The following is a 24,339-nucleotide window of genomic DNA, read 5'->3' as shown; positions in this document are numbered from 1 at the left end:
CTACTTAACATGCTTACCGAAATACTGATAGTAATCGGTTTTTATAAACCCATTAAACAGCTTACGCTTTTTCGTCGCATTCTTGCCATATAATTTTTCAAATTTTTCATTAGAGGTCAGGATATAGACACTCCAGGAAGGATAATCACGCATGATTCCTCCAAGGTCACGATACATCTCCTCGACTTCTTCCCGCTCTCCCATTCGCTCCCCATATGGCGGATTGGATACGAGATAGCCGTTATTCTGGCGGGGATGAAGGTCTTTCACCTGCATTTGTTTCCACTGCACGAGATCTCCCAGACCTGCTTCCATAGCATTCTGTCTTGAGATTTCAATCATTTCATGGCTGATGTCAGATCCAACAATATTTAGCGGCTGATCGTAGTTGGCAAGGTCTTCCGCCTCCTCAAACGCTCGATCCCAGTGAGACTGAGAAATCAACTCCCAGTCCTCTGAAGCAAACTCACGGTTGAATCCAGGGGCAATGTTCTGTCCGATCAAAGCAGCTTCAATTGCGATCGTTCCTGAACCACAGAACGGATCAACAAACGGAAGGTCAGGCTGCCAGTTAGTTATCTGAACGAGAGCCGCTGCGAGCGTTTCTTTAAGCGGAGCTTCCCCCTGTCCAACTCGGTATCCTCTTTTATGAAGGCCGCTTCCGGACGTATCGATCGTTAACCGGACTTCATCCTTATGAATAGCAACTTCTACCCTATAGAAGGCACCTGTTTCTTTTAGAAATGAGGCAATTCCATACTTCTGCTTTAACCTTTCAACAATGGCTTTTTTTACGATTGACTGGCAATCCGGGACACTATAGAGCTTGGATTTCACGGATTTACCTACAACAGGAAACTCGCCATCTTCTGTAATGAACTGTTCCCATGGCAGAGCTTTTGTCTGCTCAAACAGCTCATCAAAACTATATGCCTTAAATTTGCCGGCCAGTATTTTCACCCGGTCAGCTGTACGCAGCCACAGATTGACACGAGGAATTGCTGACACAGGTGCTTCAAACACGACGCGTCCGTTCTCCACCTGAACATCTTCATATCCTAATGCTTTAACTTCCCGTGCTACGATGGATTCAAGCCCCATTGCAGCTGTTGCAATTAAAGTTACTGTCTGTTTCATGATTAACCTCCTATGTAGCTTTATAAAACAAAAACCCTCCTAAAAAGCATCGGCTTTTTTAGAAGGGTTTACCTTGTTGTTAGAATGACCTTTGAATACTCTGTAAGCCATGTTCTGTTCCATCGTACTGCAAGCGGTGGTCAACCTCGTACTCCGGTGGTAACCATCTATCTATCGCATGGTGCGATCTTTCTTCAGGTTCAAGTTCCCTGATCGAAAGTGCCCCTACCTAAATTTGGGTTGCTCGCTCGCGGGGTTTACCTCGTTCCACCTGAAATATTTCTATTTCAGCTCCGTCACTGTGGCACTTTCAAGGGTGTGATCCCATATTCTAAAAGAACTTAGGGACCTTCCCTGCCGTTAGCTAAAAAGCTACCTTGACTTATGGTTTCGTCAAGCACGAACACTACAAGCATCTCAGCTTGTGCGAGCATGGACTTTCCTCTGTATGGACAGCCATACAGCGATTACCCGAGTATTCAAATGTGTCGTACGCTATAAGCACGTCTATTTATCTTATCAAAGAAAGATTTAAATGTCACTAGTAATAACTGGAATTATTCCTCGGCGTATTTCTTTCCAAATACGGCTTTCTCTAAGTTCGATACTCTCTTTAAAATATCATAATTAACTTGATGATTTTGGGTTGTACTGCCGATTGGACGCATACGCTGTGTCGGCTGATCATCCTTATCTCTTACCGGCTGCTTTTTCAATCTCTGATTCTCCTGCTGAAGCTGTTCGATTTCTTTATGAAAAGTTTCATAATCCTGAATGATCAAATCCAGAAATTCATCTACTTCTTCTTGATTGTAGCCCCGCATTGAAGTTTTAAAATCTTTCTCCAAAATCGTCTTACCGTCTAATTTGTACTTTTGCTGACTCATACATAATCACCTCTGTTTGGCACATTTAATAAAAACGCTGCTCATTTACTGCTCCCAATATTTTGGATCAGCTAACCTTACTTCCTCCGCCGTATCTTCTAGGTCCAGCGGAGTAATGTAACACACTGAGTACTCATGATGCTCTTTATACTGATTGACAAGTTTTAGAAAGTATTTCGGGGAGCCGGGTGTATCTTCATCATACAGCAGCAGGCACCCATCTGAATGCTCTACTAAGAACTGATCCCTGGCCCTGAACTGAAAGGGTCCTTCGTACTCTTTCTCATAGACAGGTTTAAAAAAGTCAGCCTGCTCACATATCATTTCATAAGTAGACTGCAAGTTCTCAGGCCATCTTTGCTGCTGATTTTGAAAAGGGGGGATAATCCCTAAAAATATATCATACTCGCTTTTCAAATCTAACACAACCTCTGCTGTCCACAGCTCTACACCCATCTGGCCTGAAAGAATCACCCATTCGCCGCCTTCATCTATAAATGATAGGATTCTTTTTTTTATTGCTTCTTTAATTATATCAACTTTAGGATCATCGTGCTTGAATATTCCAATTTCCGTTGGTTTATATCCTGTTACGACCATTGTCTTCATAAGTACCACACTCCATCTCCATTGTAAGCCAGATCAGGAGCATGTCTACCCCTTAATTTGTAAAAAATTGTGGAGTATTTTTTATTCTTTATCGATTAAATCCTCCTGTGAAAAAGAAAATGGTAATAATTCAGCCATTGTTACCGTTTTAATCGTCCCGCTTAAATCAGTTAAATGAATTTCAAGTTCTGGCTCAAAGAATTCACTCATCACCTGACGGCAGGAACCGCAAGGAGGTACCGGACGCTGAGTGTCAGCTACGACAGCGATGGATTGAAACTCGTAATGACCTTCTGAGATCGCTTTAAAAATCGCCACTCTCTCCGCACAGCAAGTCACCGGGTAGGCAGCATTTTCAATATTGCACCCGGTAAAAAGCTGTCCGTCCTTAGTAAGTAAAGCCGCTCCTACTTTAAATTTGGAATACGGTGTATATGCTTTTTCGCGTATGTTTTTAGCTTCTTCAATAAGTTGGTCTGTATTCATCTCTAAACTCTCCTTCTTTATTGGGAGTATTAGTTATAAACTTCCCAAATTCATTTTAAAACGATTTCAAAATATATCATAGCACATTGAAGAGCATTATTTTTGACACAAGTGTCAGAAAAAAGTTTATACTGTACATGTAATGATGGATCATGGAGGTGGAAGTGCACTTGAGAAAATTGATTGAGTATAAAAAGATGGTTTGGGTATTAATTGTAATTCTCCTGTTTACGGGAGTATTTACATATTTACAATTACCTAAACGAGAAATTCCAGAAATTAATGTAAACGTAGCTTCGATTACAACCGCCTATCCTGGGGCAAGTCCAGAGGAAGTTGAAAATACTATCGTAAATCCGATGGAGGAAGAGCTTCTGACTGTGGATGGTATTGATGAACTCACATCGTCATCAACTGCAGGGTTTGCCAGTATTACAGCCGTTTTAAGTGATGATGTTGATACTACAACAGTTAACGGCAAAATCAGGCAGGCAGTTGCCGATACTTCTAGTTCCTTCCCGGATGAAGCACAGGATCCGGTCGTTAATACGGATACAAAGGCGTCTGCGGTAGCTTCCTATCATCTGCTTGCAGATGATCAAGAGACGATTTACGGCCTTAGGGATACACTCGACAAATGGGAAGAACAAATAACCTCTATTACAGGTGTAGAATCCCTGAAGGTTAAAGGACTTCCTAATGAAGAAATCACCATAGAATTAGACAATCAGGCTTTAGAGGATAACCAGCTTTCAGCACCCCAAGTGTTAGGGGCGATTCAGCAGGAACTTTCCCCTTCTGCTATTGGAACCGAGCAGTCAGATAATACAATTTATCAGCTCTCCTTAGAAAAAGCTTCCAGCCTCGAGGAACTTGAATCATTATCCATTCAGGCTCCTAACAGCGATGAACCATTAACTCTGAACGATTTAGGGTCTGTAGAAAAAACAAATAGAGATCCCGAAGACTTAATCACTTATGATGATCAGCAGGCATTATCCTTAACCATTCTTGCAGAAGAAGGTGTCAACATTTCAAGCCTTCAAAAATCTTTAACTGATGAGGTAAACAGCTTAAAGGAAGGGCTCCCTGCTGGAGTGGAAGTCGATCAGTTTTATACACAAAGCACAGTCATTGACGAAGTATTTACCAGCTTATTAACTTCTTTTGCTATTTCTTTTTTAGCGGTTATCATCATTATGGTTTTAGGGCTCCCTCTTTCTTCAGCCTTGTTAGTTGCGATGGCCATTCCGATTTCCATCGTAATTGGCTTAATTCCTCTTCCTTATATAGGAGTGGATCTTAACCAGATTTCCATTATCGGAATGATTATAGCGATCGGAATCTTAGTCGATGATGCCATTGTAGTAAATGATAATATTCAAAGAAGATTTCAGCTCGGTGACTCTCCTGTAGAAGGAACGGTCAATGGCATTTGGGAAGTAAGGAAATCCATCATTACTTCTACTTTAATGATTATTTTCAGCTTCTTTCCTTTGACTTTTATATCGGGAGCCAACGGTGATTTTATCCGGGCACTGCCGAGCGTGCTTATTTTCACAGTTATCGCTTCTACTTTTATTGCATTGACATTTATTCCAACCGTTCAATATGCAAGACAGAAACGAAAGCCTGGCCGTTCCCCGAAAAGTGTAGGAATTCTAGGGAAAGGTTTTAACAAGCTGGAGAAATTCTATGCAGACGGAATACTGCCTAAAGTGACCAGAAAGCCGATTAGAACAGGTGTTATCGGAATCCTGCTCTGCGCAGCACTGTCACTGTTAGCAATAAAGATTCCGTTTGAATTCTTTCCTGCCGCTGACCGTTCAGAGGTAACGATTTCTGTTGAGTTGCCACAAGGAACCACGATTGAAGACTCTCAGTCTCAAATCGAAAAAATGGCTGAATTCATCACTTCTAAAGAAGAACATGTAAGAGAAACGGCGGTTTATGCAGGCGGCGGTCTGCCTAACCTGTTTAATGACACATTAACTCAATCTGGTGAAAACACCGGCCAGTTATTAGTCCGCGTAGACCGGGAGGCAACGAGCGCCTCTTCCTTTATTTCGGAATGGACCGAGCCGCTTCGCGATGAATTCCCTAATGCGGAAATTTTCTTAAACACGATAGTTTCCGGTCCTCCCCCTTCACCGCCGATTGAGCTGAAGCTGCAGGGACCCGAAATCGATGTCCTTGTTGATGAAGCTAATGAATTGAAGGAAGAACTAGAACTAATCCCGGAAACTGAAATAGTTACCCTTGATACGGGAACGAATCAGCCAGTGATCCATTACGTGCCCGACCGGAACTTCCTGATAGAAAATGGAATCGATATTGAAACAGTAACTTCTCAAATTCAATTTGCCAATACAGGGGTCCCTCTTGGAACGTTCAGCGATGGTACAAAACGGCTTCCTGTTGAGCTGATTGTTGATGACGGCGAAGAAGAGGGTGTCAATTTAGAAGAATTAACTATCCCATCAACATCTGGTGAAGGGCCGCCTGAACTATTTTCACTCGATGAAGTGATTACTCAGGAAGAAACGGAACAAACCGGGAGCATCCCTCATTTAAACGGTGAGCGGACCATTACGATAGAAGCTTACCCTAAAATGGGAGAAGAAGATCAGTATACTTCGGATGCCAATCAGGTCATGGATTCAATAACGAGCCAGCTGCCTGAAGGATATTCAGTATTGGAAACAGGACAATCTGATGATACTTCTGAATTCTTTATTGAGGTATCCAAATTGTTTGTTATCGTTTTATTCCTGATCTACGTAACGATTGCGCTGCAGTTTAACTCTTTAACAATGCCGCTTCTCATTACAAGCTCAGTATTTATTGCAATTACAGGAGCCATTATCGGCTTGTTCATTTCCGGAGAGCCTTTAAGCTTCCTAGCGGTACTGGGAATCGTGTCCCTTTCAGGAGTTGTGGTGCGAAACTCGATTATACTTATTGAGTTTATCGAGCAAAACAAAAACCACTATACTTCCGCAGTTGAATCTGTAATAGAAGCTGGACGGGCGAGAATACGCCCGATCATTCTTACTTCCCTTACATCGATCGCTGCCTTAGTCCCAATTATTTTCTCAGGGGATGTGTTATTTAGACCGCTTGCTGTATCTATAGTTTTCGGCCTGTTGTTCTCTTCCCTGATAACATTGGTGCTTGTCCCTGTCTTTTATTTAATCCTCGATAGGCTTAGAAGTAAATGGAGTTAAAGATAAACAGAAGCACACCCTCTTTGGGTGTGCTTTTTAATGTTGATTTTTAAACAAGGGGCCTGCTCGGTTTCCGCGGACGATCGGTCGAGCTCTTCGCTCGTGACCTTGCTGCGTTTTCTTGGCTGCCCGTTTTTTAAGCATGAGTCTCTTAGAGCTCCTTGCTTATTTTCTAGATAATCACCAATTTCATTTAACAGCACTATTTATTTAATATCAGCGAGGATCATATCTAATACGTAATGGGAGGATTGATGAAGCTCTTTAAACCTCTTTCTCTCCACGTCTAAGTAATAACTATGGAGGATCAGCATTTCCACATTTTCGTGAGTAGACTTTACCTGATTAGGATGCACGCGGACATCACGTTTTTTTACAAACTCTTCTGCCGCCATAAGCCAATCTTCCGCCAGTTCAAACATTGGTTTTGTTTCTTCTTTGACTCGGTTAAAAAACTCGTAGTCTTTTTTATCTATAGGACCTTCTGTATTTATAAATTTTTCATGGCGGTCATCAATTAATTTTTTTAATTCATTTGTCAGCTCTAAAACACTCATGTTTTCACACCTTTCCCCTTCACTTTACCATGTGGGGAAATAGGATAGCAAAAACGTTTAGCCTGCTGATATCTTTCTAGGAGGGACAGGCAACGGGCGGTGTTGTCCAGTTCTCTTCAATTCTTTCACTTGTTCCCGCAAATAAATGACTTCGTCTTTTAATTGATCAATTTCTTTCCGGTGGGAAACAGCCATAGTAAAAACGATTTCGTCTGCTTTTAACGATAAGCGTTTCTCCAGCAGAGAAAATTTGTCTTTTAACTGAACCAATTGCTTCTCATAAGTCGCAGCGGGAACAAATTGATTATTCTTCATTAAAGAATTCCTCCTTAAAATTAGCTCCTTGATAGATAAATTCTCTCTGAGTGGAATAACTCCTTCATCCTTGACAAAACTAGAAGTAAAGCAACAAAGAAAGACAGTTTCATAAAAGCTGTCCCTTTTTGCCTATATTTTCAATTGGTCACAGAAAAGACATATTCAATATATTTTTCCTTCATTTTCTCTTATAACACCCTAAAAAAAAGAGTCTTGCTTCGAATTTATCTTTGGTAGGTTTTTGGCATATTGATATTATTTGTCGTTAATTAGCACGCATCGTATAATAGAGTGAAACCTCTCAGGGAGTCTGCCCGTTATAATACTAAGATTGGAGGTTGAACATTTTAATTACACAGTGACGGATTTTTTGGTATGATACCCTCATGATATGAGGAGGGAAAACATGAATTATCCAAACGGGAAAAAGGCAAAGGTATACTCCTCTAATAAAATGAAGCAACCAAACTTCAGTAACCGGGGGATGACTTTAGAGGAAGACATTGCAGCAGCAAATGAATATTATCGGATGGCTGATATTGCGGTTATTCATAAGAAACCGACACCCATACAAATTGTTCAAGTCGATTATCCAAAAAGAAGTGCAGCTGTGATTAAGGAAGCTTATTTTAAACAGGCTTCTACTACAGATTTTAACGGTGTTTATCGAGGACGTTATATCGATTTTGAAGCTAAGGAAACGAGAAACAAAACTTCATTTCCATTAAGTAACGTCCATCAGCATCAAATTGATCATATGAAAAGTTGTTACGAGCATGGAGGCATTGTATTTTTAATTATTAAATTTTCCGTCCAGGACGAAACCTATCTATTCCCTGCCGAACACTTATTCCCTTATTGGGAAGATCAATTGAATGGCGGTAGAAAGTCGATACCTTACGATATGATAAAAAGTAAAGGAGAACATCTTCCCTTTCACTATCAGGCACGAGTAGACTACGCCAAAGCTATAGATAAGCTCTATTTTTGAATGGAGGAATGACGACATGGCAAATGATAGTCAGTCGAGATCAGCAAGACGAAAGAGTTTAAAGCCCAGTAAAAAAACTAACGGGAAACGAAGAGTCCCTTTTAAAACCATCTTTATGACCCTCTTAACGATTGGAATCGTTCTTATGTTGGGAGTCGGAGGCCTGTTTGCCTATTATATCTCGCAGGCCCCTGAATTAGATGAAGCGCAATTATCTGATCCTTTTTCTTCAAGGATTTATGACATGAATGACGAACTGATCACAGACGTCGCCGGTGATGAGAGAAGAACCCGGGTCAATTATGATGATTTACCACCTGAATTAGTGGATGCTGTACTGGCAACTGAAGATGTACGCTTCTTCAGCCACTTAGGGATTGATCCTAGGCGGATCGGAGCAGCCGTTATCTCCAACATAACCAACGGGTTTGGATCTGAAGGTGCCAGTACGATTACACAGCAAGTCGTTAAACGTTCATACTTAACGAGTAATAAGACGCTCGAGCGAAAAGTACAGGAACAGTACCTTGCGATTAAATTAGATCAAGAATATTCCAAAGAAACCATTTTAGAAATGTACCTTAACAAAATTTATTACGGCCAAGGCGCTTATGGAATCATTGAAGCTTCAGAAACTTATTTCGGAAAGAGCGAACTGAAAGAATTAACTCTGCCTGAAATGGCTCTGCTAGCCGGCCTGCCGCAGCGCCCGTCAGGATATGATCCATATGAAAATCCTGACCTCGCTCAGAAGAGAATGAGCACGGTATTAAATCTAATGGTACAGCATGATAAGATTTCAGAAGAAGACGCAGAAAAAGCTAAAGAGACGAACGTCGAAGATCTTTTAACCGAGCAGAAAGATAAAGAAAGACCTTATAAAGCGTTCATTGATCAAGTGGCAAAAGAAGTAAGTAAAAAAATGGATGGAGCCGATATTTATAAAGACGGCCTTGAAATTCACACAACGATAGACCCGAATGCCCAGGAAACAGTTGAACAGGCTCTGAGCGGTGAAGGCCCTATTGCCTGGCCGAATGAAAAGCTACAGTCTGGTATTGCTGTCACTGATACTAAAACAGGTGCTATCCGTGCAATTGGAGGAGGACGCGACTATACAACTGGAGGCTACAATTACGCCTCTGATATTAACAGGCAGCCTGGTTCTACCTTTAAACCAATTGCAGCCTATGGACCAGCTATTGAAAACGAAAAGCTGTCTACTTATCATCAAATAAATGATGAAGAAATTACAATTGGCAGTGGTGAAGATGCCTGGTCTCCCGGCAACTATGACGATCGATTCAGAGGCTGGGTAAGTATGAGAGATGCCCTAAAGGATTCTCTTAACATCCCTGCTATTAAAACATTGCAGGAGGTCGGACCTGAAAAGGCTCAGCCATTCGTTGAAGGATTAGGTTTTTCATTCGAGAATTCCGAAATGTATCTCAGTGATGCTATCGGTGGCGGAGTTCTGACAAACCCGGTGCAGATGAGCGGAGCCTACGCAGCCTTTGGTAATGGCGGTAAATATAACGAACCGTTTACTGTTAGAAAGGGAGAAACTCCTGAGGGAGAATCTGTTGACATGACGCCTGAATCCAAATCAGCTATGAGTGACTATACGGCTTATATGATCACTTCTATGCTTGGAACTGTAATGGAAGAAGGGACGGGAAGAGCAGCTAATATTCCAGGTCTGCCGGTTGCCGGGAAAACGGGGACAACCAACCGGAACCTCGAAGACGGAACCTCGATTGTTCCTGATGTATGGTTCAGCGGCTATACTACGAACTATAGTGTATCCATCTGGACGGGTTACAGTGAAAATAATGAGAACCTTTCCGACAGCTCACAGCAAATCCCAAGACAGCTGTTTAAGTATGTTATGCAGGATATATCTGCTGGAAAAGAGACAAGTGACTTCACAAAGCCGGATTCTGTACAATGGGTTGATGTCGAAGAAGGCTCCCGCCCGGCAGAACTGCCTAGTGACTATACTCCAGAAAGTCAAATTGTTACAGAGTTGTTCCACGTAGATAATCAGCCTACAGAAACATCCGAGCAGTTTGATAAATTGGATCCTGTAAGCGGCTTGTCTGCTAATTATAATGAAGAATCACAAGCAATTGATCTTGAGTGGGATCATAGCGAAGACAATGTTACCTTTGAAGTATCCGTAGCTATTGACGGCGGCGATTCCAGAGAGCTGACGACAACCGACAGCCGAAGTATGGAAGTATCGCAAATCCAGCCGGGCTCTACCTATGAGTTTACAGTGGTAGCGATCAGCAAAGATGGAGATGCGGAAAGAAGTGATCCATCTTCCGCTTCTGCCACAGTTCCTGGCGGTGAAGAAGATGCTGAACAGCCAGAAGAGAATAAAGAAGAACAAAACAATTCAGGTGAAGAACAAGGTGATGAAGGATCGAACGAAAACCCTGAAGAAGATCAAAACGAAAACGGAAACGGCGGCAACAGTAACGGAGAAGGCAATGGTAATGAAAACCAAGGAAATGGCAGTGGGAATAACGGCCAAAACGGAAATGGTAATGAAGAAGATGCTGAGGAAACTCCGCCGGCTGAAGAAGGCGAAGAATCAGGAGAAGAACAAAACCAAGAAGGTGAATCCGAACCTGGTACTGAAGAAGAGCCTGCTTCTGACGGTGAAGGAGAACAAGAAGAAGAACAGTAAAAATAAATAATTAAAGCTCCAAGCCTTAAGGCTTGGAGCTTTTTAATTTCTCTTCTTTACGTTTTCGTTTCTGCCCTTCCCGGCAAAGAAATAACAGCGGACATTCAAAACAATTGGGCCGCTTGGCTTTACAATGATATCTTCCAAAGAAGATCATTCGGTGATGAGTGTCGCTCCATTCCTCTCGAGGAATTTTTTTCATTAACGTCTTCTCCACTTCTAACACGGAATCTTTATAGCGGCAGAAGCCTAGACGTTTGGACACTCGATCCACATGCGTATCTACTGCAATCGCCGGCTCGCCAAAAGCTACAGAAGCGACGACATTTGCGGTTTTTCGTCCTACTCCTGCTAGGCTTTCCAGCTGCTTTTGTGTCGGAGGCACTTCTCCATTAAACTTATCGATTATTGTTCGGCACAGCTTTTGAATGTTTTTTGCTTTGCTTCGATACAGACCGATTGATTTAATATCCTGTTCCAATTCTTCTAACGGAACGCTGAGGTAATCTTCAGGGGTCTGATATTTCTTAAAAAGGTTTGGTGTCACTTTGTTGACGAGTGCATCCGTTGCTTGGGCGGATAAAACGACAGCTATTAACAGTTCAAAAGGATTATCGTGAGTTAGTTCGCACTCGGCTTCTGGAAACATTTCCTCAAATGTATCGAGGCAATAGCGAATCTGCTTCTTCGTTAACATCAAGTCCCCCCTATTCCTCTTCCAGCCAGTTATAATACAGAGATACATCACGCTTAGGAGCAGTTTTCTTTGCTGGATGTTCTTTTGCTTGTCCCTGCCTGAATTGTTTACCATGCTGCCTTGCCTGTTCGACAGAGTGTATCCCTTTTTTCTTCCATTCTCTTAAAATACGATCAATGTATTTAAAGTTTAATTTGCCCATTAATACAGCTTCCCGCAGAGCCGCTTTAATAAGAGCAGGTTCCTGCTCTTCCTGGTCAAGCCAGATATTTATATTTTCTATTTCAAAAGGAGATAACGGCCGGCCGAACTCCTGCTCAAATAAAGAAAAAAGATTTTCTGTCGATTGAACAGGTGTCGGGCCATTGGCAGAACAAGTGAATAACTTCTCCCAAAGAGGCTCTAGTGAATAACATTCATTTCCAATGTTTCGTGCCGTCCTGTCCTTTTGTTCGATGGTTATAATCTGCTTTTGAATAAGGATTCGCAGCACCTGGGTGCATTCCTCTGGTGTAAACGATGTTAATTCAGCGATCTCATCAGGGGTAGGAAAAGAGTTTCCTGCTATATGAAATTGATGGATCTGTAAAAGGACTACCAGCTCTTTTTCTCCAATACCCAAACTTCTGTAATCTGTTATTAATGCTTTCGGAATTGAAATCTGGCTGTCCATAATTTCTTGAAATTTTCGGTATTTAGCCATTCCCATCACCTCGTTTCTTGGTGTTCAACACAATGAAAACACCGATTTAGGAGCTTCCTTTATCGGTGTTTACCATTATCTCTTAATTTTTTATGGATACAAGCGGTTAAGCAAGCGTGGAAATGGAATAGTTTCTCTGACGTGTTCTACTCCAGAAAGCCAGGCGACTGTTCGCTCAAGACCCAGTCCAAAGCCGGAATGGGGGACACTGCCGTATTGACGGAGATGTAAATACCACTGGTAGGCATCTCCTGTCAATTCGTGTTCTTCATAACGCTTTTTCATGAGTTCTAAATCATCGATACGCTGGGATCCGCCAATAATCTCTCCGTACCCTTCTGGAGCGATTAAATCGGCACAGAGCACAACTTCCGGACGATTAGGGTCAGGTTTCATATAGAAAGCTTTAATGTCAGCCGGATAATTCGTAATAAATACCGGTTTCTCAAAGCTTTCAGCAATAGCCGTTTCATGCGGTGCCCCGAAGTCTTCTCCCCACTCAATATCTTTAAAGCCTTTTTCTTTTAACAGATCGATCGCTTCATCGTAACTAATGCGCGGGAAAGGCGCCATAATCTTCTCTAATACAGAAGTATCTCTCTCTAAGGCTTCTAGATCCAACTTACAGTTTTTAAGGACGGACTGAACCACATGCGAGACATACTGCTCCTGAACTTGTAAGCTGTCTTCATGGTCCATAAAGGCCATTTCCGGCTCGATCATCCAAAATTCGATCAAGTGGCGGCGTGTCTTTGACTTCTCCGCACGGAACGTTGGGCCGAAGCTGAAGACCTTTCCGAAAGCCATGGCTGCTGCTTCCATGTACAACTGTCCGCTTTGAGAAAGAAAAGCATCTTCATCAAAGTACTTCGTATGGAAAAGTTCCGTCGTTCCTTCTGCAGAAGAGCCCGTTAAGATAGGGGGATCTATTTTTACATAGCCGTTCTCGTTAAAAAATTCATATGTGGCGCGGATGATTTCATTACGAACTTTCATTACAGCATGCTGCTTTCTTGAGCGAAGCCATAAGTGACGGTGGTCCATTAAAAATTCTGTACCGTGTTCTTTTGGCGTTATCGGATAATCCTCTGCTGCATGAATGACTTCAAAATCACTTACCTGCATCTCATAGCCAAAAGAAGAGCGAGAATCTTCAACGATAGTACCAGTAACATATAGAGATGTTTCCTGTGTCAATGCTTTAGCTTCCTGAAATTTCTCTTCTCCTAATTCAGCCTTTACAATAACTCCCTGCATGAACCCAGTTCCATCACGCATCTGTAAAAATGCGATTTTTCCGCTTGAACGTTTATTGCGGAGCCATGCTCCGATCGTAACTTCCTGTCCCACATATTTTGAGACTTCTGTTATTGTTGTCTTCACACTAAATACCTCCAAGCTAACCTTTAAGATTGATGTTTTTCAACAAATTTCTTGATACGTGCAGCCGCTTCTTCCAGCTGTTCTAATGAAGTAGCATAGCTTAATCGGACATTTTCCGGTGAGCCGAACCCTGAACCGGGAACGAGTGCCACTTTCTCTTCATCCAATAAAGCTGTTACCCAGTCATCAACACTGTTAAAACCACAGTTATCGGCTGCTTCTTTTACATTAGGGAATAAGTAAAAGGCTCCTTCAGGCTTTTCACAATGAACACCTGGAATGTCGACGAGCCATTGGTGGAGCTTCTCCAAGCGTTCACTAAACGCATCCTTCATCTCTTCCACCTTTTCATCTGATCCCGTGTAGGCCGCAAGTGCAGCATACTGAGCTACCGATGTCGGGTTAGAAGTAGAATGAGAAGCTAAATTAGACATTGCCTTTATAATCTCAGCATTCCCTAAAGCATATCCGATTCTCCATCCTGTCATAGAGTGGGACTTGGAAACGCCGTTAATAATAACCGTCTGCTTATACAGATCCTCAGAAAGCTGAGCCATTGAAACATGAGGTGTTTTCGTGTAAATCAGTTTCTCGTAAATCTCATCAGAAACGATAAGTATGTTATTTTTCAGACACACTTCTCCCAGTGCCTTTAGTTCTTCTTCAGTGTACATCATGCCTGTTGGATTACTCGGAGAATTAATAATAACGGCTTTCGTTTTTTCCGTAATAGATTCTTCAAGCTGCTCCGGAGTCAGTTTAAACTGCTGCTTTTCTGATGTTTCTATAACTACAGGGACGCCTTCCGCGAGTTTTATTTGTTCAGGATAGCTTACCCAGTAAGGAGCAGGAACAATTACTTCATCACCTTTATTAAGCAGAACTTGAAATAAAGTGAACAAAGCATGTTTGGCCCCTGTCGTTACGATGACTTGAGACTGGGCATACGTCAGGTCCTGATCTTTTTTCATTTTTTGAATAATGGCATCCTTTAACGGAGGAATTCCGCCAGCTGGTGTATATTTTGTATGCCCCTCATCCATTGAACGCTTTGCCGCTTCAAGAATATGGGATGGAGTGTTAAAATCCGGTTCTCCCGCCCCTAAGCCGATAACATCATGACCTTCTGCTTTTAAAGCTTTAGCTTTTGCTGTAATTGCAAGTGTGCTTGATGGTGTAAGTGCTTGTACTCTTTGTGCTAATTCCAAATTCGTTCACTCCTTCATTATGATTAAGGCTGCCTAAAGGCAAACCTTTGGACCTGTTCTCCATTTTCCACGTCAATGTATTCAAATACATAGCGGTTACTATCATCTTTGTAAGTAAGTTCCCAGACAGGCCGGTTTTCTTCAAAGGCCAGCTGTGTATCTACCCATTCACAGCTGCTGCATCCGGCTTCTATTTCGCTTCTTAATGCTTCCCCGCTGATCATTTGTTCAGAGGAAAGAGTAGATAAAACTTCCATTTCCTCAACATTAATGAATGCATACATGTCCTCTCCATCTTTCGTCGTGCCGTTAACTATATGAATGACGGTTTGGCCATTGTAGCGCGTCACATTATCCACCTGATTAAAGCCGGCTTCTTCTTTGGCAAAGGTTTTCGCTTTGTCATAATTCTGTGTTTTACTGTCGTTGATATGAAGATACATCCATGTACACAGGGTAAAAATGATAACAAATAAAATCCCTGTGATGAGAAGAGCCCACTTCACCCAGCTAGGTGCGGTAAATTGTGAAGACGGCTGTGTCCCGATCATCTTCATCAAGCGCCATTCCAAACATAAGGTTTTCTTCTTTTAATGTACGGTTCAGGGTATCAACCAGTTTGTATAAATCATCGGTTTTCTGAATCCTTACAGTAGAAAGTGTTTCTATCTTATTGCTCATCTATGCTTCCCCTGCCTTTTTTTCTCGTTATCGGTAAATACTTTGTTAATTATAACAGGAATTAGTCGAAATGAAATCATCCGCTTAAAATTATAGCCATTCTTCCATATCCTTGATTAATTTAGACGTTGATTCATAGGACATCGGAACCTTCGGAATCGAATTTATAAAATACTTTCCATATCTCGCTTCCATAATACGCTGATCACATACAAAAACAATGCCTCTGTCGGTACTCGTCCGTATTAATCGGCCAAATCCCTGCCTAAATCGAAGAATCGCCTGAGGAAGGGAATATTCCATAAAAGGATTTCTTCCGGCTTCTTTTAATTCCATTTCCCTTCTCTTCTGTACCGGCTGGTCAGGCGGGTGGAACGGAAGCCTTACGATCACCAGGCAGGACAAATCATCGCCAGGAATGTCGACACCTTCCCAGAATGAGCTGGTTCCAAGCAAAATCGACTGGTCAAAAGCCTGAAAGTTTTTCTTCAAACGGTCACGGCTGCCGCTTGAGACCCCCTGCCCGAAAATCATATATTCCTCGGGCAGAATTAACTCTTTCAACAGCTCATATGTTTTGCGCAGCATTTCATAGGAAGTAAATAATACGAGCATTCTTCCTTTCGTTACGTGAGCCATTGAGTAGATTGCTTCTCCAACGGCTAACACATATTCGTCAGGGTCATCCTTTATATTAGGAAAGTCATTTGGGATCATTAGCCGGACATTTTCATCAAATCGGTAGGGAGAAGGAATGCTGGCTTCAATGAGGTTCTCATCATCGTATAGACCGATACTTTTCTTAATATAGGAAAATGACTTGTTAGCTGTAAGTGTCGCACTCGTTAAGACGACACTTTCCTTTTTGCTAAATAGTTCGTCATGAAGCAGTTCCTCTAGATGAACCGGTTCGCTGAATAAGAAGGTCGAATGATTGGGACCTTCTCCATCAATCTCAATCCATTTTGTTTCTTCTTCATTCAAATCCGTAAAGTAACAGCCGAGATGTTCTTTCATCTGCTGACAAATGCCTAGCGAGTGCTTAAGCCGGCTTATGATAATATCCTCAACGGTATCACTCATTAACTGATCGGTAACAACGAGCTGATCAATGACCGACTGAATTCCCCGTCCAGTCTCACTCATGCGCCCTAAAAACCTCTGAACCATTTCATGAGCAGTGATAAGGATAGATGGATCTTTTACTTCGTTAAGCGATAATTGAATTCTCCCAATATCATTTTTGGAAAGATCCGATTTTTTTCTCTTTCTTCTTAAACGGCTGTATAGAAATTTAGAAAGCTGGGCCAATTCTTCTTTTGCTTCATCAATAGCTGATCGGCAAATTTCCACCTTAGGCTTCAATTGAGGAACACCTGCTGTCACCGATTTATCAGTCAGACTGTCATTCATCTGAGAAAGCTGTTTTTGAAGTTCTTTTACATTCAGCTTGATCCCAAAATACCTGCTGGCTACCGTTTCGAGCTGATGGGCTTCATCGATAACCACTTTGTCATAGTAAGGCAGATAAGGTTTGGAACTGATTAAATCAAGGCAGAGGATGGAATGATTCGAAATGACGATGTCTGCTTCTTCTGCTCTCTTTTCCGCCCACATGAAATACGTACCCGCCGCTTCTGCCTTCGTTGTTTTTCCTGCCTGCTCAGCAGAAATTTTATGCCAAAACTGCTCCCCGTTGGAAGGAAGCTGTACTTCATCAATATCTCCAGTCGTTGTTTCTGTCAGCCAGACTAGGATCATGGCTTTCGCAAGAGCTGTATCGTAGTTATCATCTTGAGAGTGATCAAGCTCGTACCGGAAATGCAGAAGGCTGATATAATGGCTTCTTCCCTTATAAAGCACCGTGTTCACAGGACGGTTGGTAAGCTTAGCGAGCTTAGGTATTTCTTCATATAACAATTGATTCTGCAGGGCGGTCGTATGTGTAGAGACGACAATTTTCTGGTTGTATTTTAATGCATAATAAAGAGACGGCAATAAATAGCCGATCGATTTCCCTGTACCTGCCCCTGCTTCAATCATAGCGTGCTGATTATCAACAAATGACTGATACACTTTCTCTGCCATTTCCTGCTGCCCTTTACGGTACTCATATCCTTTAATATGATTTTTCAATCCACTTTCCCCTTGAAAAACCTGATTCGTCCATTCAGAGAATTCCTCTGAAGGAGGCGCTGAGGAGCTTGAAACCTCAGGAATCTTTTTCACAGCGATACCGTGCCATATGTGATGGTCTTCACTATCCTGCACTTGATACCTTTCATACTCGATCGCCGACTCGATGAATGGCCGAAGTTCACTTTTTAAATGGTCAGAAACCTTTAGCAGGTGAGTAAGTGTCCGCTCTGGCAGCTTCTTTAAAACGTCCAGCAGATAAATGAGAAGATCACTCGTGACCTGGGCATCTGAAAGTGCACGGTGCGGCTGGTCATGGCCGAGGCTGAGCTTCTCAGCCAGCCGTCCTAATTTAAAACTTGCGGATGTCGGAAGCAGTATTCTAGCAAGCTCTACTGTATCCAAAATAGGGTTGTTTAAAGAAGGGTAACCGCAAAGATTGAATTCAGCGTTTAAAAAACGCATGTCAAATTCAATGTTGTGAGCTACTATGTAAGCTCCCTGACAGAGCTTATAAACTTCTTCCACAATTTCCGAAAACAGCGGGGCATGGGAGACATCTTCTTCTGAAATGCCTGTTAATGACGTAATAAAAGGAGGGATATTCCGCTCAGGATATACTAAACTTGAGAATTCCTCTATGACTTTCCCGTCTTTTAAAACAACGATTCCTATCTCAATGATCCGGTCTTTTTGAGTGGATGAATTGCCTGTTGTTTCTAAATCTACAATTGCAAAAGCTGCCAACAAAATCCCCTCCTTTTCCTGCCGGCATAAAATAAGGATCTTGCCTGTATAACCCGGCCAAGATCCTTACTTCGTGACTTAATATTTATAAAGTAACTGCGGTAAGCGGCGGTTCTTCTTCTATGACCTCAACCACATCGTTATTCTCGTCCATAAGCGCGATTTTCGGTTTGAATTCTGCAAGCTCTTCTTCACTAAGTATAGCGTAAGACACAATAATAACAACATCCTCAGGCTGTACAAGACGGGCTGCAGCACCGTTTAAGCAGACTACCCCGCTGCCTCTTTCGCCGGGAATGACGTAGGTTTCTAGACGTGCACCATTATTATTATTGACGACTTGAACTTTTTCGTGGGGAAGTATTCCTACCACATCTAATATATCCTGATCTATCGTTATGCTTCCCACGTAATTTAAATTGGCTTCTGTTACGCGGGCACGGTGAATTTTTGCTTTCATCATTGTTCGAAACACGATGTTTCCTCCTTGATCACTTAACCTGCTGTGCCGTCTGCCTCAAAGACGATGTTATCAATCAGCCTCGCCTTGCTGTAATGAACAGCCGCTGCCAAGATAACTTGTCCTTTCACAGTATCAACAGCCTCTAGTGCAGGGTAAGATAATAACTCAATATAGTCTATTCTACCATGAGTTTTATTTTCAAGAAACTGTCTAATTTGCGCTCTGATCTCGACAGGATTTTTTTCCCCATTTTCAACGAGTGATCGTCCGAGCATTAGCGCCTCCAAAATAGCCGGGGCTTCTGCTCTTTCTTCTGCACTTAAGTTTACATTACGGCTGCTTTTCGCCAGCCCGTCCTCTTCTCGTACAGTAGACACAGCGACAAGCTCAACTGGAAAATTGAAATCCTCAATAAGAGCGTCGACGACTGCGACCTGCTGGGCATCTTTCATTCCAAAATATACTCTGTCCGGCTGACAAATATTAAACAGCTTAGTAAGTACCGTTACAACCCCTTCGAAATGGCCCGGCCGGCTGCGTCCGCATAAAACGTCCGTTCGTTTATTAACAGAAATGGCCAGAGACATCGGTCGAGGGTACATGATAGATTCCGTTGGATAAAAGACGACGTCGACCCCATGCTCTTCTGCAGTCTTTAAGTCATGTTCACGGTCTCTTGGATAAGCATCCAGGTCTTCATTTTGCCCAAATTGGAGCGGATTTATAAAAATACTAAGAATCACAATATCATTTTCTTTCTTAGCTCTCTTAATGAGCTCGATATGTCCCTCATGCAAATAGCCCATCGTTGGTACATAGCCGACGCTATTCCCGACTGCTTTAAAAGCTTGGCTGCTTTGCTGAACCGCTTGGATACTTTCTAACACTTGCATACTCTAAAACTCCTATCTTTTCGGCAATAATGAAGGATCCATTGTAAAGGTGTGCTCTTCTGCCGGAAAATCCCCTGCTTTTACATCATGTACATAAGACTGAACGGCGCTTGTCACCGTTTCATTGCTGTCCATGTAGGATTGAACGAACTTAGGAAGACGGTCGACTCCGTATTTTAAAATGTCATGATAAACGAGTACCTGCCCGTCCACTGAAGCTCCAGCTCCGATTCCAATTGTTGGGATCGACAATTCTTTAGAAATCATTTCTGCTAGTTCTTTAGGCACGCATTCAAGTACAAGCATAATAGCACCAGCTTCTTCTACTGCCTTGGCGTCCTGCAGCAGCTGTTCGGCAGCCTCGGCATCCTTCCCTTGTACTTTATATCCTCCTAACACATTAACAGACTGGGGAGTCAACCCTAAGTGGCCGACAACAGGAATTCCTCCCTGAGTTAGGCGTTCAATCGTAGAAAGCACCTCACCGGCTCCCTCTACTTTCAGCGCCTGTGCCCGGGTTTCCTGAAAAAGCTTGGCTGCATTCTTCATTGTTTCTTCCATCGAAATGTGATAGGACATAAACGGCATATCAACTACTACAAAAGTATTAGGCGCACCCCTTCTTACTGCCTTGCCGTGGTGGCACATGTCTTCCACGGTTACAGGAATGGTGGAATCGTATCCTAAGACCACCATCCCTAAACTGTCACCGACCAGAATCATATCCATCCCTGCTTTTTCGGCAATTTTAGCTGACGGATAGTCATAAGCTGTAATCATCGTGATCTTGTCTTCTTCAGCTTTCATTTTTTGAAACTTTGTTTTGTTAAGCATGATAACCTCCCTCTCCCCAATGTATTTCCGCTGAGTAGAGTTTTTCTTCTTTCCCATCTTGATCTTTCGCCCGCAGTGCACCGTCTGGTTCTATGCCGAGAAGTGTGGCTTTCCAACTTTTGCGTAAAGTTGAAATTTCAACTTCTTCGCCTATTTTATAGCCATAATTTTCCCAAGTCTGTTTAATGTGCTGAAAACCTTCTTCAATAAAGCGGTCGTATGTCTTTTCAAATTGAGTAAGAATCGCCTGGATCATTTCCTGGATGCCCCACTCCTCATCTGTTTCCACCAGTAACGAGGTTGCTTTGTGACGCAATGCTTCCGGAATGTCCTCCAGCTTCTGATTCACGTTTAACCCCATTCCAAGCACTACATATTGAATCTGATCCTGTTCCGCCTGCATTTCTGTTAGAATGCCGGCCATTTTTTTATGCTCCAGCAGAATATCATTCGGCCACTTGATTTGCGGCTTTAGTCCTGTCTGCTGTTCGATTACCTCTGCGAGCACTGTAGCTGCAAGAAGTGTCAGCTGAGGCGCCTGAATCGGGAGCAATTTTGGCCGAAGCAGAACGCTCATCCAGATACCTTTTCCTTTTGGAGAATCCCATGGCCGTTCCATTCTTCCCTTGCCTTTTAGCTGCTGATCAGCGATAACGACTGTACCGTGGGGCTTACCCTGTTTAGCCAGCTGGTGAGCTACATCCTGTGTAGAAGTCACTTCTTCAAAATGATGCATTTGTTTGGCCATCCACTCGGTTTTCAGTCCCCATTGCAGCGTATTTTCGCTGATTTTATCCGGAGATGACACGATACGATACCCTTTTCGCTGAACGGCTTCAATCTGGTAGCCGTCCTTCTCCAATTCTTTCATATGCTTCCAAACAGCTGTTCTTGAAATGCTAAGCTTCTCGGAAAGGTCCTGTCCGGATTGATAGCCTTCATTCTCATTAAGTAAATGTATTAATCGGTTTCGGGTAGATTCCATTCTATAATCCATTCCTTTATAGATTGATAATGGTTAGGCAGCTGATTAGTAACCACCGCGTACTCGATTGATTCGAGAAGCTTCCCTATCCAGGGTCCCTTTGGTTGATCCTTATATACTTGCAGAAGGTCTTCGGCTTGAAAAGCCAAATCCTTCCTGTCTTTAATCGCAAGCTTTCTGTGCTCATCCGTCAGCTCTTCCCCGTTTATTTCGTACCCAAGAGCAAATCCTACCTCTATGAGACGGCTGATTAAAGGATCCGGAAGCTTGTACACAATCCACGCCTGTTTTTCGCCTTTTTTGAATTGCTCAATGGCAGAAGACAATTGAACAGCTTCTCTCTTTACCTGATTGGAGAGCTTCCACTGCTTAACCCAGTCGTTCACACTGAAAATAGAAGAATATTCACAGTAAAAAGTAATAACATCGGCAAAATTTTTCAAGGCTGCTTTTGGGACGTGATGGATCAATTCAGGCTGCTCCTTAAAGACAGGCAGGTAACGGTAGAGACCGACATCTTTGCATATCTCAATGGCTTTCTTATACCCTTTGCCTGCCATAAGCTTCTCATATTCTAGAGCAATTCGTTCGATGGAAATATGCTCGAGTAAATGAGTTAGACGAGTAATCGCCTGAAAGGTAGACTCTTCTAACGTAAATTTAAGCTGGCTGCAGAAACGGAGGGCTCTCATCATCCTAAGCGGGTCTTCTTTGAACCTGACTTCTGCATCACCTACAGCTCTGATCACCCTGTTTTGTAAATCCTGCTTACCGTAAAAAGGATCGATAACTTCTTTTGTATGATCCATCGCCATGGCATTAATAGTAAAGTCTCTGCGCGCTAAATCTTCTTCAATTGATCTTATAAAAGCGACTTTATCAGGATGGCGGTAATCCTCATATCCTTCTTCTTTCCGGTAAGTGGTCACTTCAAAAGACTCCGAACGGTAGCGGACGAGGACAGTCCCATGCTCAATCCCAACAGGAATAACCTTTTCAAACAGATCTATTATCTGCATAGGTTCAAGCGATGTCGCAATATCAACATCCCCGATTTCCCGGTTCAGCAGTGCATCTCTTAACGCACCGCCGACAACATGTGCCGTCCCGCCTGCCGCATTAATCTTTTCAATGATTTCAAACGCCTTTTCCATTTGATTATTCATTATTTAACACCTGGGCATACAACTCTTCATATTGTTGAACGACAAAAGAAGAAGAAAATTTTTCCTTCACTGCTCTTTCCGCACGGTCGGAAAATGCCGCGAGTTTCTCCTCGTCTTTAAGAAGTTCAATCGCATATTGGCTTAGTTGTTTAATGTTACCGAGTTCTCCAATAAAACCGGTCACCTCATGATCAATAACTTCAGGGATACCGCCAATATTTGTCCCAATACAAGGAACCCCGCAGGCCATCGCTTCAAGAAGAACGAGGCCAAAACTCTCTTTTTCAGAAAGCAGCAGCTTTAAATCTGACATAGACAGCAGATCGCTGACGTTATCCTGTTTCCCTAGAAATAATACATGCTCTTCAAGGTTAAGGCTCTTAACGAGCTGATAACATTCTGCATATTCCGGGCCGTCTCCTATGAGCAGAAGCTTAGAAGGTGTTTCTTTAGAGATTTCCTTAAAAACTTTAATAATATCCTGAACTCTTTTCACCTTACGAAAGTTGGAAATATGAATAATAACCTTCTCATCTTCTTCAATATTGAACTGAGCTTTTAAAGTAGATTTTTTTCGGTAATATTCTCTCTCATCAACGAAGTTATAGATGACATCCATCTGTTTGTTCGTCTCGAGCTGCTCGACCGTCTGCCTAACCAGGCTGTTAGACACAGCTGTCACCCTGTCCGATTGTTCGATGCCAAATCTAATCATCCGCTTTAAGCTTGAATCAATCCCAAGCACAGTAATGTCTGTCCCATGGAGAGTTGTTATTATTTTTACATCTCGTTCACACATCTGCTTTGCAAGAATAGCTAATACCGCATGCGGCATGGCATAGTGAACGTGTAAAATATCAAGCTCCTCCCGATCGATTACTTCCGCCATCTTATTCGCGAGCGACAAGTCGTAAGGAGGGTGCTGAAAGACTGGATAATTACTCACTTCTACTTCGTGATAAAAAATATTTGGATAAACCCTGTTCAATCTAAAAGGGACCTGTGATGCTATGAAATGAATCTCATGTCCTTTTTCGGCTAATAATTTTCCTAGTTCTGTTGCAATGACACCTGAACCTCCTACAGTGGGATAACAGGTGATGCCAATTTTCGTCATAACTTACACCTAGTCTTTCTTTTCTTTCACTATATTTCGCCAGTCCATGTCTCCACGGTCCAAGGCACGAATAACAATTTCTGCACCGGCCAGATTTGTTACAACAGGGATCTGATGAACATCGCATAAACGAAGCAGTGCTGTAATATCAGGCTCATGAGGCTGGGCCGTGAGCGGATCTCTCAAAAATATGATGATATCCATTTGCTCTTCAGCAATCTTTGCTCCGATTTGCTGGTCTCCGCCTAACGGTCCAGATTGAAATTTTACGATCGGCAGCTGGGTAGCATCTTCGATTTTCGTTCCGGTTGTTCCCGTAGCAAAAAGCATATGCTTCTTCAAAATATCTTTGTAAGCCACTGTAAATTGAATCATTTCCTGTTTCTTCTCATCATGCGCAATCAGAGCAATATTCATAA

Annotated in this window: 23 protein-coding genes and 1 other RNA gene; 3 read left to right on the top strand and 21 right to left on the bottom strand. The window is 42.4% G+C overall.

What is annotated here, in order from left to right:
* The 5 genes from HUS26_RS06270 to cdd all read right to left on the bottom strand — a co-directional run bounded on the left by HUS26_RS06270 (nt 1) and on the right by cdd (nt 3,119).
* Nucleotides 1-1,137, bottom strand: coding sequence for a class I SAM-dependent RNA methyltransferase (locus tag HUS26_RS06270; protein WP_173916339.1), 1,137 nt, complete (start codon nt 1,135-1,137; stop codon nt 1-3).
* Nucleotides 1,138-1,235: 98 nt separating this feature from the next.
* Nucleotides 1,236-1,616: RNase P RNA component class B (rnpB, locus tag HUS26_RS06265), an RNA gene on the bottom strand.
* A gap of 78 nt (nt 1,617-1,694) precedes the next feature.
* Entirely contained in the window at nt 1,695-2,024 is a 330-nt protein-coding gene (gpsB, locus tag HUS26_RS06260) for a cell division regulator GpsB (RefSeq protein WP_173916338.1), read from the bottom strand.
* 45 nt (nt 2,025-2,069) lie between these two features.
* Complete coding sequence (locus HUS26_RS06255) at nt 2,070-2,633, bottom strand: SLOG family protein (RefSeq protein WP_173916337.1); 564 nt, start codon at nt 2,631-2,633, stop codon at nt 2,070-2,072.
* Between the two features lie 81 nt (nt 2,634-2,714).
* Nucleotides 2,715-3,119 (bottom strand): cytidine deaminase, encoded by a 405-nt coding sequence (cdd, locus tag HUS26_RS06250; protein WP_173916336.1) that lies wholly within the window; start codon nt 3,117-3,119, stop codon nt 2,715-2,717.
* Between the two features lie 164 nt (nt 3,120-3,283).
* On the opposite strand from cdd, the gene HUS26_RS06245 reads away from it, so the two are divergent.
* Nucleotides 3,284-6,346 carry an efflux RND transporter permease subunit gene (locus HUS26_RS06245; protein ID WP_254434145.1) on the top strand — a complete coding sequence of 1,021 codons (3,063 nt, stop codon included), beginning with the start codon at nt 3,284-3,286 and terminating at the stop codon, nt 6,344-6,346.
* A gap of 206 nt (nt 6,347-6,552) precedes the next feature.
* Here the strand turns inward: HUS26_RS06245 and HUS26_RS06240 are convergent, their stop codons facing one another.
* Nucleotides 6,553-6,903, bottom strand: coding sequence for a DUF1798 family protein (locus HUS26_RS06240; RefSeq protein ID WP_173916334.1), 351 nt, complete (start codon nt 6,901-6,903; stop codon nt 6,553-6,555).
* Nucleotides 6,904-6,960: 57 nt separating this feature from the next.
* Nucleotides 6,961-7,218 (bottom strand): hypothetical protein, encoded by a 258-nt coding sequence (locus HUS26_RS06235; protein WP_173916333.1) that lies wholly within the window; start codon nt 7,216-7,218, stop codon nt 6,961-6,963.
* A 409-nt stretch (nt 7,219-7,627) separates the two neighbouring features.
* On the opposite strand from HUS26_RS06235, the gene recU reads away from it, so the two are divergent.
* Both recU and HUS26_RS06225 read left to right on the top strand, forming a co-directional pair.
* On the top strand, nt 7,628-8,212 hold the full coding sequence (gene recU / locus HUS26_RS06230) for a Holliday junction resolvase RecU (RefSeq protein ID WP_173916332.1): 585 nt from the start codon (nt 7,628-7,630) through the stop codon (nt 8,210-8,212).
* A 16-nt stretch (nt 8,213-8,228) separates the two neighbouring features.
* A complete protein-coding gene (locus HUS26_RS06225) occupies nt 8,229-10,907 on the top strand; it encodes a PBP1A family penicillin-binding protein (RefSeq protein ID WP_173916331.1) in 2,679 nt (892 codons plus the stop codon).
* Nucleotides 10,908-10,932: 25 nt separating this feature from the next.
* Here HUS26_RS06225 and nth read toward each other — a convergent pair whose 3' ends face one another.
* The 14 genes from nth to mgsA form a co-directional block, all read right to left on the bottom strand.
* Nucleotides 10,933-11,604: an endonuclease III gene (gene nth, locus HUS26_RS06220; protein WP_173916330.1), complete on the bottom strand. Its 672-nt coding sequence runs from the start codon at nt 11,602-11,604 to the stop codon at nt 10,933-10,935.
* 10 nt (nt 11,605-11,614) lie between these two features.
* Nucleotides 11,615-12,307, bottom strand: coding sequence for a DnaD domain-containing protein (locus tag HUS26_RS06215; protein ID WP_173916329.1), 693 nt, complete (start codon nt 12,305-12,307; stop codon nt 11,615-11,617).
* Between the two features lie 90 nt (nt 12,308-12,397).
* Complete coding sequence (gene asnS, locus HUS26_RS06210) at nt 12,398-13,690, bottom strand: asparagine--tRNA ligase (RefSeq protein ID WP_173916328.1); 1,293 nt, start codon at nt 13,688-13,690, stop codon at nt 12,398-12,400.
* 23 nt (nt 13,691-13,713) lie between these two features.
* Complete coding sequence (locus HUS26_RS06205) at nt 13,714-14,898, bottom strand: pyridoxal phosphate-dependent aminotransferase (protein WP_173916327.1); 1,185 nt, start codon at nt 14,896-14,898, stop codon at nt 13,714-13,716.
* A 23-nt stretch (nt 14,899-14,921) separates the two neighbouring features.
* Nucleotides 14,922-15,455: a DUF5590 domain-containing protein gene (locus HUS26_RS06200; protein ID WP_173916326.1), complete on the bottom strand. Its 534-nt coding sequence runs from the start codon at nt 15,453-15,455 to the stop codon at nt 14,922-14,924.
* Nucleotides 15,409-15,579 carry a YpmA family protein gene (locus tag HUS26_RS06195; RefSeq protein ID WP_173916325.1) on the bottom strand — a complete coding sequence of 57 codons (171 nt, stop codon included), beginning with the start codon at nt 15,577-15,579 and terminating at the stop codon, nt 15,409-15,411. Before HUS26_RS06195 ends, HUS26_RS06200 begins: the two co-directional genes overlap by 47 nt.
* Before the next feature lie 90 nt (nt 15,580-15,669).
* A complete protein-coding gene (gene dinG / locus HUS26_RS06190) occupies nt 15,670-18,462 on the bottom strand; it encodes an ATP-dependent DNA helicase DinG (RefSeq protein WP_173916324.1) in 2,793 nt (930 codons plus the stop codon).
* Between the two features lie 85 nt (nt 18,463-18,547).
* Nucleotides 18,548-18,937, bottom strand: a complete 390-nt coding sequence (gene panD, locus HUS26_RS06185) for an aspartate 1-decarboxylase (protein ID WP_173916323.1) — start codon at nt 18,935-18,937, stop codon at nt 18,548-18,550.
* A 20-nt stretch (nt 18,938-18,957) separates the two neighbouring features.
* Nucleotides 18,958-19,818, bottom strand: coding sequence for a pantoate--beta-alanine ligase (panC, locus tag HUS26_RS06180; RefSeq protein WP_173916322.1), 861 nt, complete (start codon nt 19,816-19,818; stop codon nt 18,958-18,960).
* A gap of 12 nt (nt 19,819-19,830) precedes the next feature.
* Entirely contained in the window at nt 19,831-20,652 is an 822-nt protein-coding gene (gene panB, locus HUS26_RS06175; RefSeq protein WP_173916321.1) for a 3-methyl-2-oxobutanoate hydroxymethyltransferase, read from the bottom strand.
* Nucleotides 20,645-21,637 carry a biotin--[acetyl-CoA-carboxylase] ligase gene (locus tag HUS26_RS06170; protein ID WP_173916320.1) on the bottom strand — a complete coding sequence of 331 codons (993 nt, stop codon included), beginning with the start codon at nt 21,635-21,637 and terminating at the stop codon, nt 20,645-20,647. Before HUS26_RS06170 ends, panB begins: the two co-directional genes overlap by 8 nt.
* On the bottom strand, nt 21,613-22,803 hold the full coding sequence (locus HUS26_RS06165; RefSeq protein ID WP_173916319.1) for a CCA tRNA nucleotidyltransferase: 1,191 nt from the start codon (nt 22,801-22,803) through the stop codon (nt 21,613-21,615). The genes HUS26_RS06170 and HUS26_RS06165 overlap by 25 nt, the downstream gene beginning before the upstream one ends.
* Nucleotides 22,796-23,920 (bottom strand): N-acetyl-alpha-D-glucosaminyl L-malate synthase BshA, encoded by a 1,125-nt coding sequence (bshA, locus tag HUS26_RS06160; protein WP_173916318.1) that lies wholly within the window; start codon nt 23,918-23,920, stop codon nt 22,796-22,798. The genes HUS26_RS06165 and bshA overlap by 8 nt, the downstream gene beginning before the upstream one ends.
* 9 nt (nt 23,921-23,929) lie before the next feature.
* The gene (mgsA, locus tag HUS26_RS06155) at nt 23,930-24,337 is read right to left on the bottom strand and encodes a methylglyoxal synthase (RefSeq protein ID WP_173916317.1); all 408 of its coding nucleotides are present in this window, start codon (nt 24,335-24,337) and stop codon (nt 23,930-23,932) included.
* Nucleotides 24,338-24,339 lie beyond the last annotated feature (2 nt).

The organism is Halobacillus sp. Marseille-Q1614, assembly GCF_902809865.1.
Classification (GTDB): Bacteria; Bacillota; Bacilli; order Bacillales; family Halobacillaceae; genus Halobacillus_A.
Note: the sequence above shows the minus strand (reverse complement) of the source record. Positions and strands in the feature narration are given on the sequence as shown.

Coding starts and splice junctions, on each gene's coding strand:
- HUS26_RS06235 (WP_173916333.1), bottom strand. CDS start 7,218: ATGAAGAATAATCAATTTGTTCCCGCTGCGACTTATGAGAAGCAATTG.
- HUS26_RS06195 (WP_173916325.1), bottom strand. CDS start 15,579: ATGAGCAATAAGATAGAAACACTTTCTACTGTAAGGATTCAGAAAACC.
- recU (WP_173916332.1), top strand. CDS start 7,628: ATGAATTATCCAAACGGGAAAAAGGCAAAGGTATACTCCTCTAATAAA.
- HUS26_RS06225 (WP_173916331.1), top strand. CDS start 8,229: ATGGCAAATGATAGTCAGTCGAGATCAGCAAGACGAAAGAGTTTAAAG.
- mgsA (WP_173916317.1), bottom strand. CDS start 24,337: ATGAATATTGCTCTGATTGCGCATGATGAGAAGAAACAGGAAATGATT.
- panC (WP_173916322.1), bottom strand. CDS start 19,818: ATGCAAGTGTTAGAAAGTATCCAAGCGGTTCAGCAAAGCAGCCAAGCT.
- gpsB (WP_173916338.1), bottom strand. CDS start 2,024: ATGAGTCAGCAAAAGTACAAATTAGACGGTAAGACGATTTTGGAGAAA.
- HUS26_RS06255 (WP_173916337.1), bottom strand. CDS start 2,633: ATGAAGACAATGGTCGTAACAGGATATAAACCAACGGAAATTGGAATA.
- cdd (WP_173916336.1), bottom strand. CDS start 3,119: ATGAATACAGACCAACTTATTGAAGAAGCTAAAAACATACGCGAAAAA.
- HUS26_RS06165 (WP_173916319.1), bottom strand. CDS start 22,803: ATGAATAATCAAATGGAAAAGGCGTTTGAAATCATTGAAAAGATTAAT.
- HUS26_RS06240 (WP_173916334.1), bottom strand. CDS start 6,903: ATGAGTGTTTTAGAGCTGACAAATGAATTAAAAAAATTAATTGATGAC.
- nth (WP_173916330.1), bottom strand. CDS start 11,604: ATGTTAACGAAGAAGCAGATTCGCTATTGCCTCGATACATTTGAGGAA.
- HUS26_RS06215 (WP_173916329.1), bottom strand. CDS start 12,307: ATGGCTAAATACCGAAAATTTCAAGAAATTATGGACAGCCAGATTTCA.
- HUS26_RS06200 (WP_173916326.1), bottom strand. CDS start 15,455: ATGAAGATGATCGGGACACAGCCGTCTTCACAATTTACCGCACCTAGC.
- HUS26_RS06270 (WP_173916339.1), bottom strand. CDS start 1,137: ATGAAACAGACAGTAACTTTAATTGCAACAGCTGCAATGGGGCTTGAA.
- HUS26_RS06170 (WP_173916320.1), bottom strand. CDS start 21,637: ATGGAATCTACCCGAAACCGATTAATACATTTACTTAATGAGAATGAA.
- panB (WP_173916321.1), bottom strand. CDS start 20,652: ATGCTTAACAAAACAAAGTTTCAAAAAATGAAAGCTGAAGAAGACAAG.
- bshA (WP_173916318.1), bottom strand. CDS start 23,920: ATGACGAAAATTGGCATCACCTGTTATCCCACTGTAGGAGGTTCAGGT.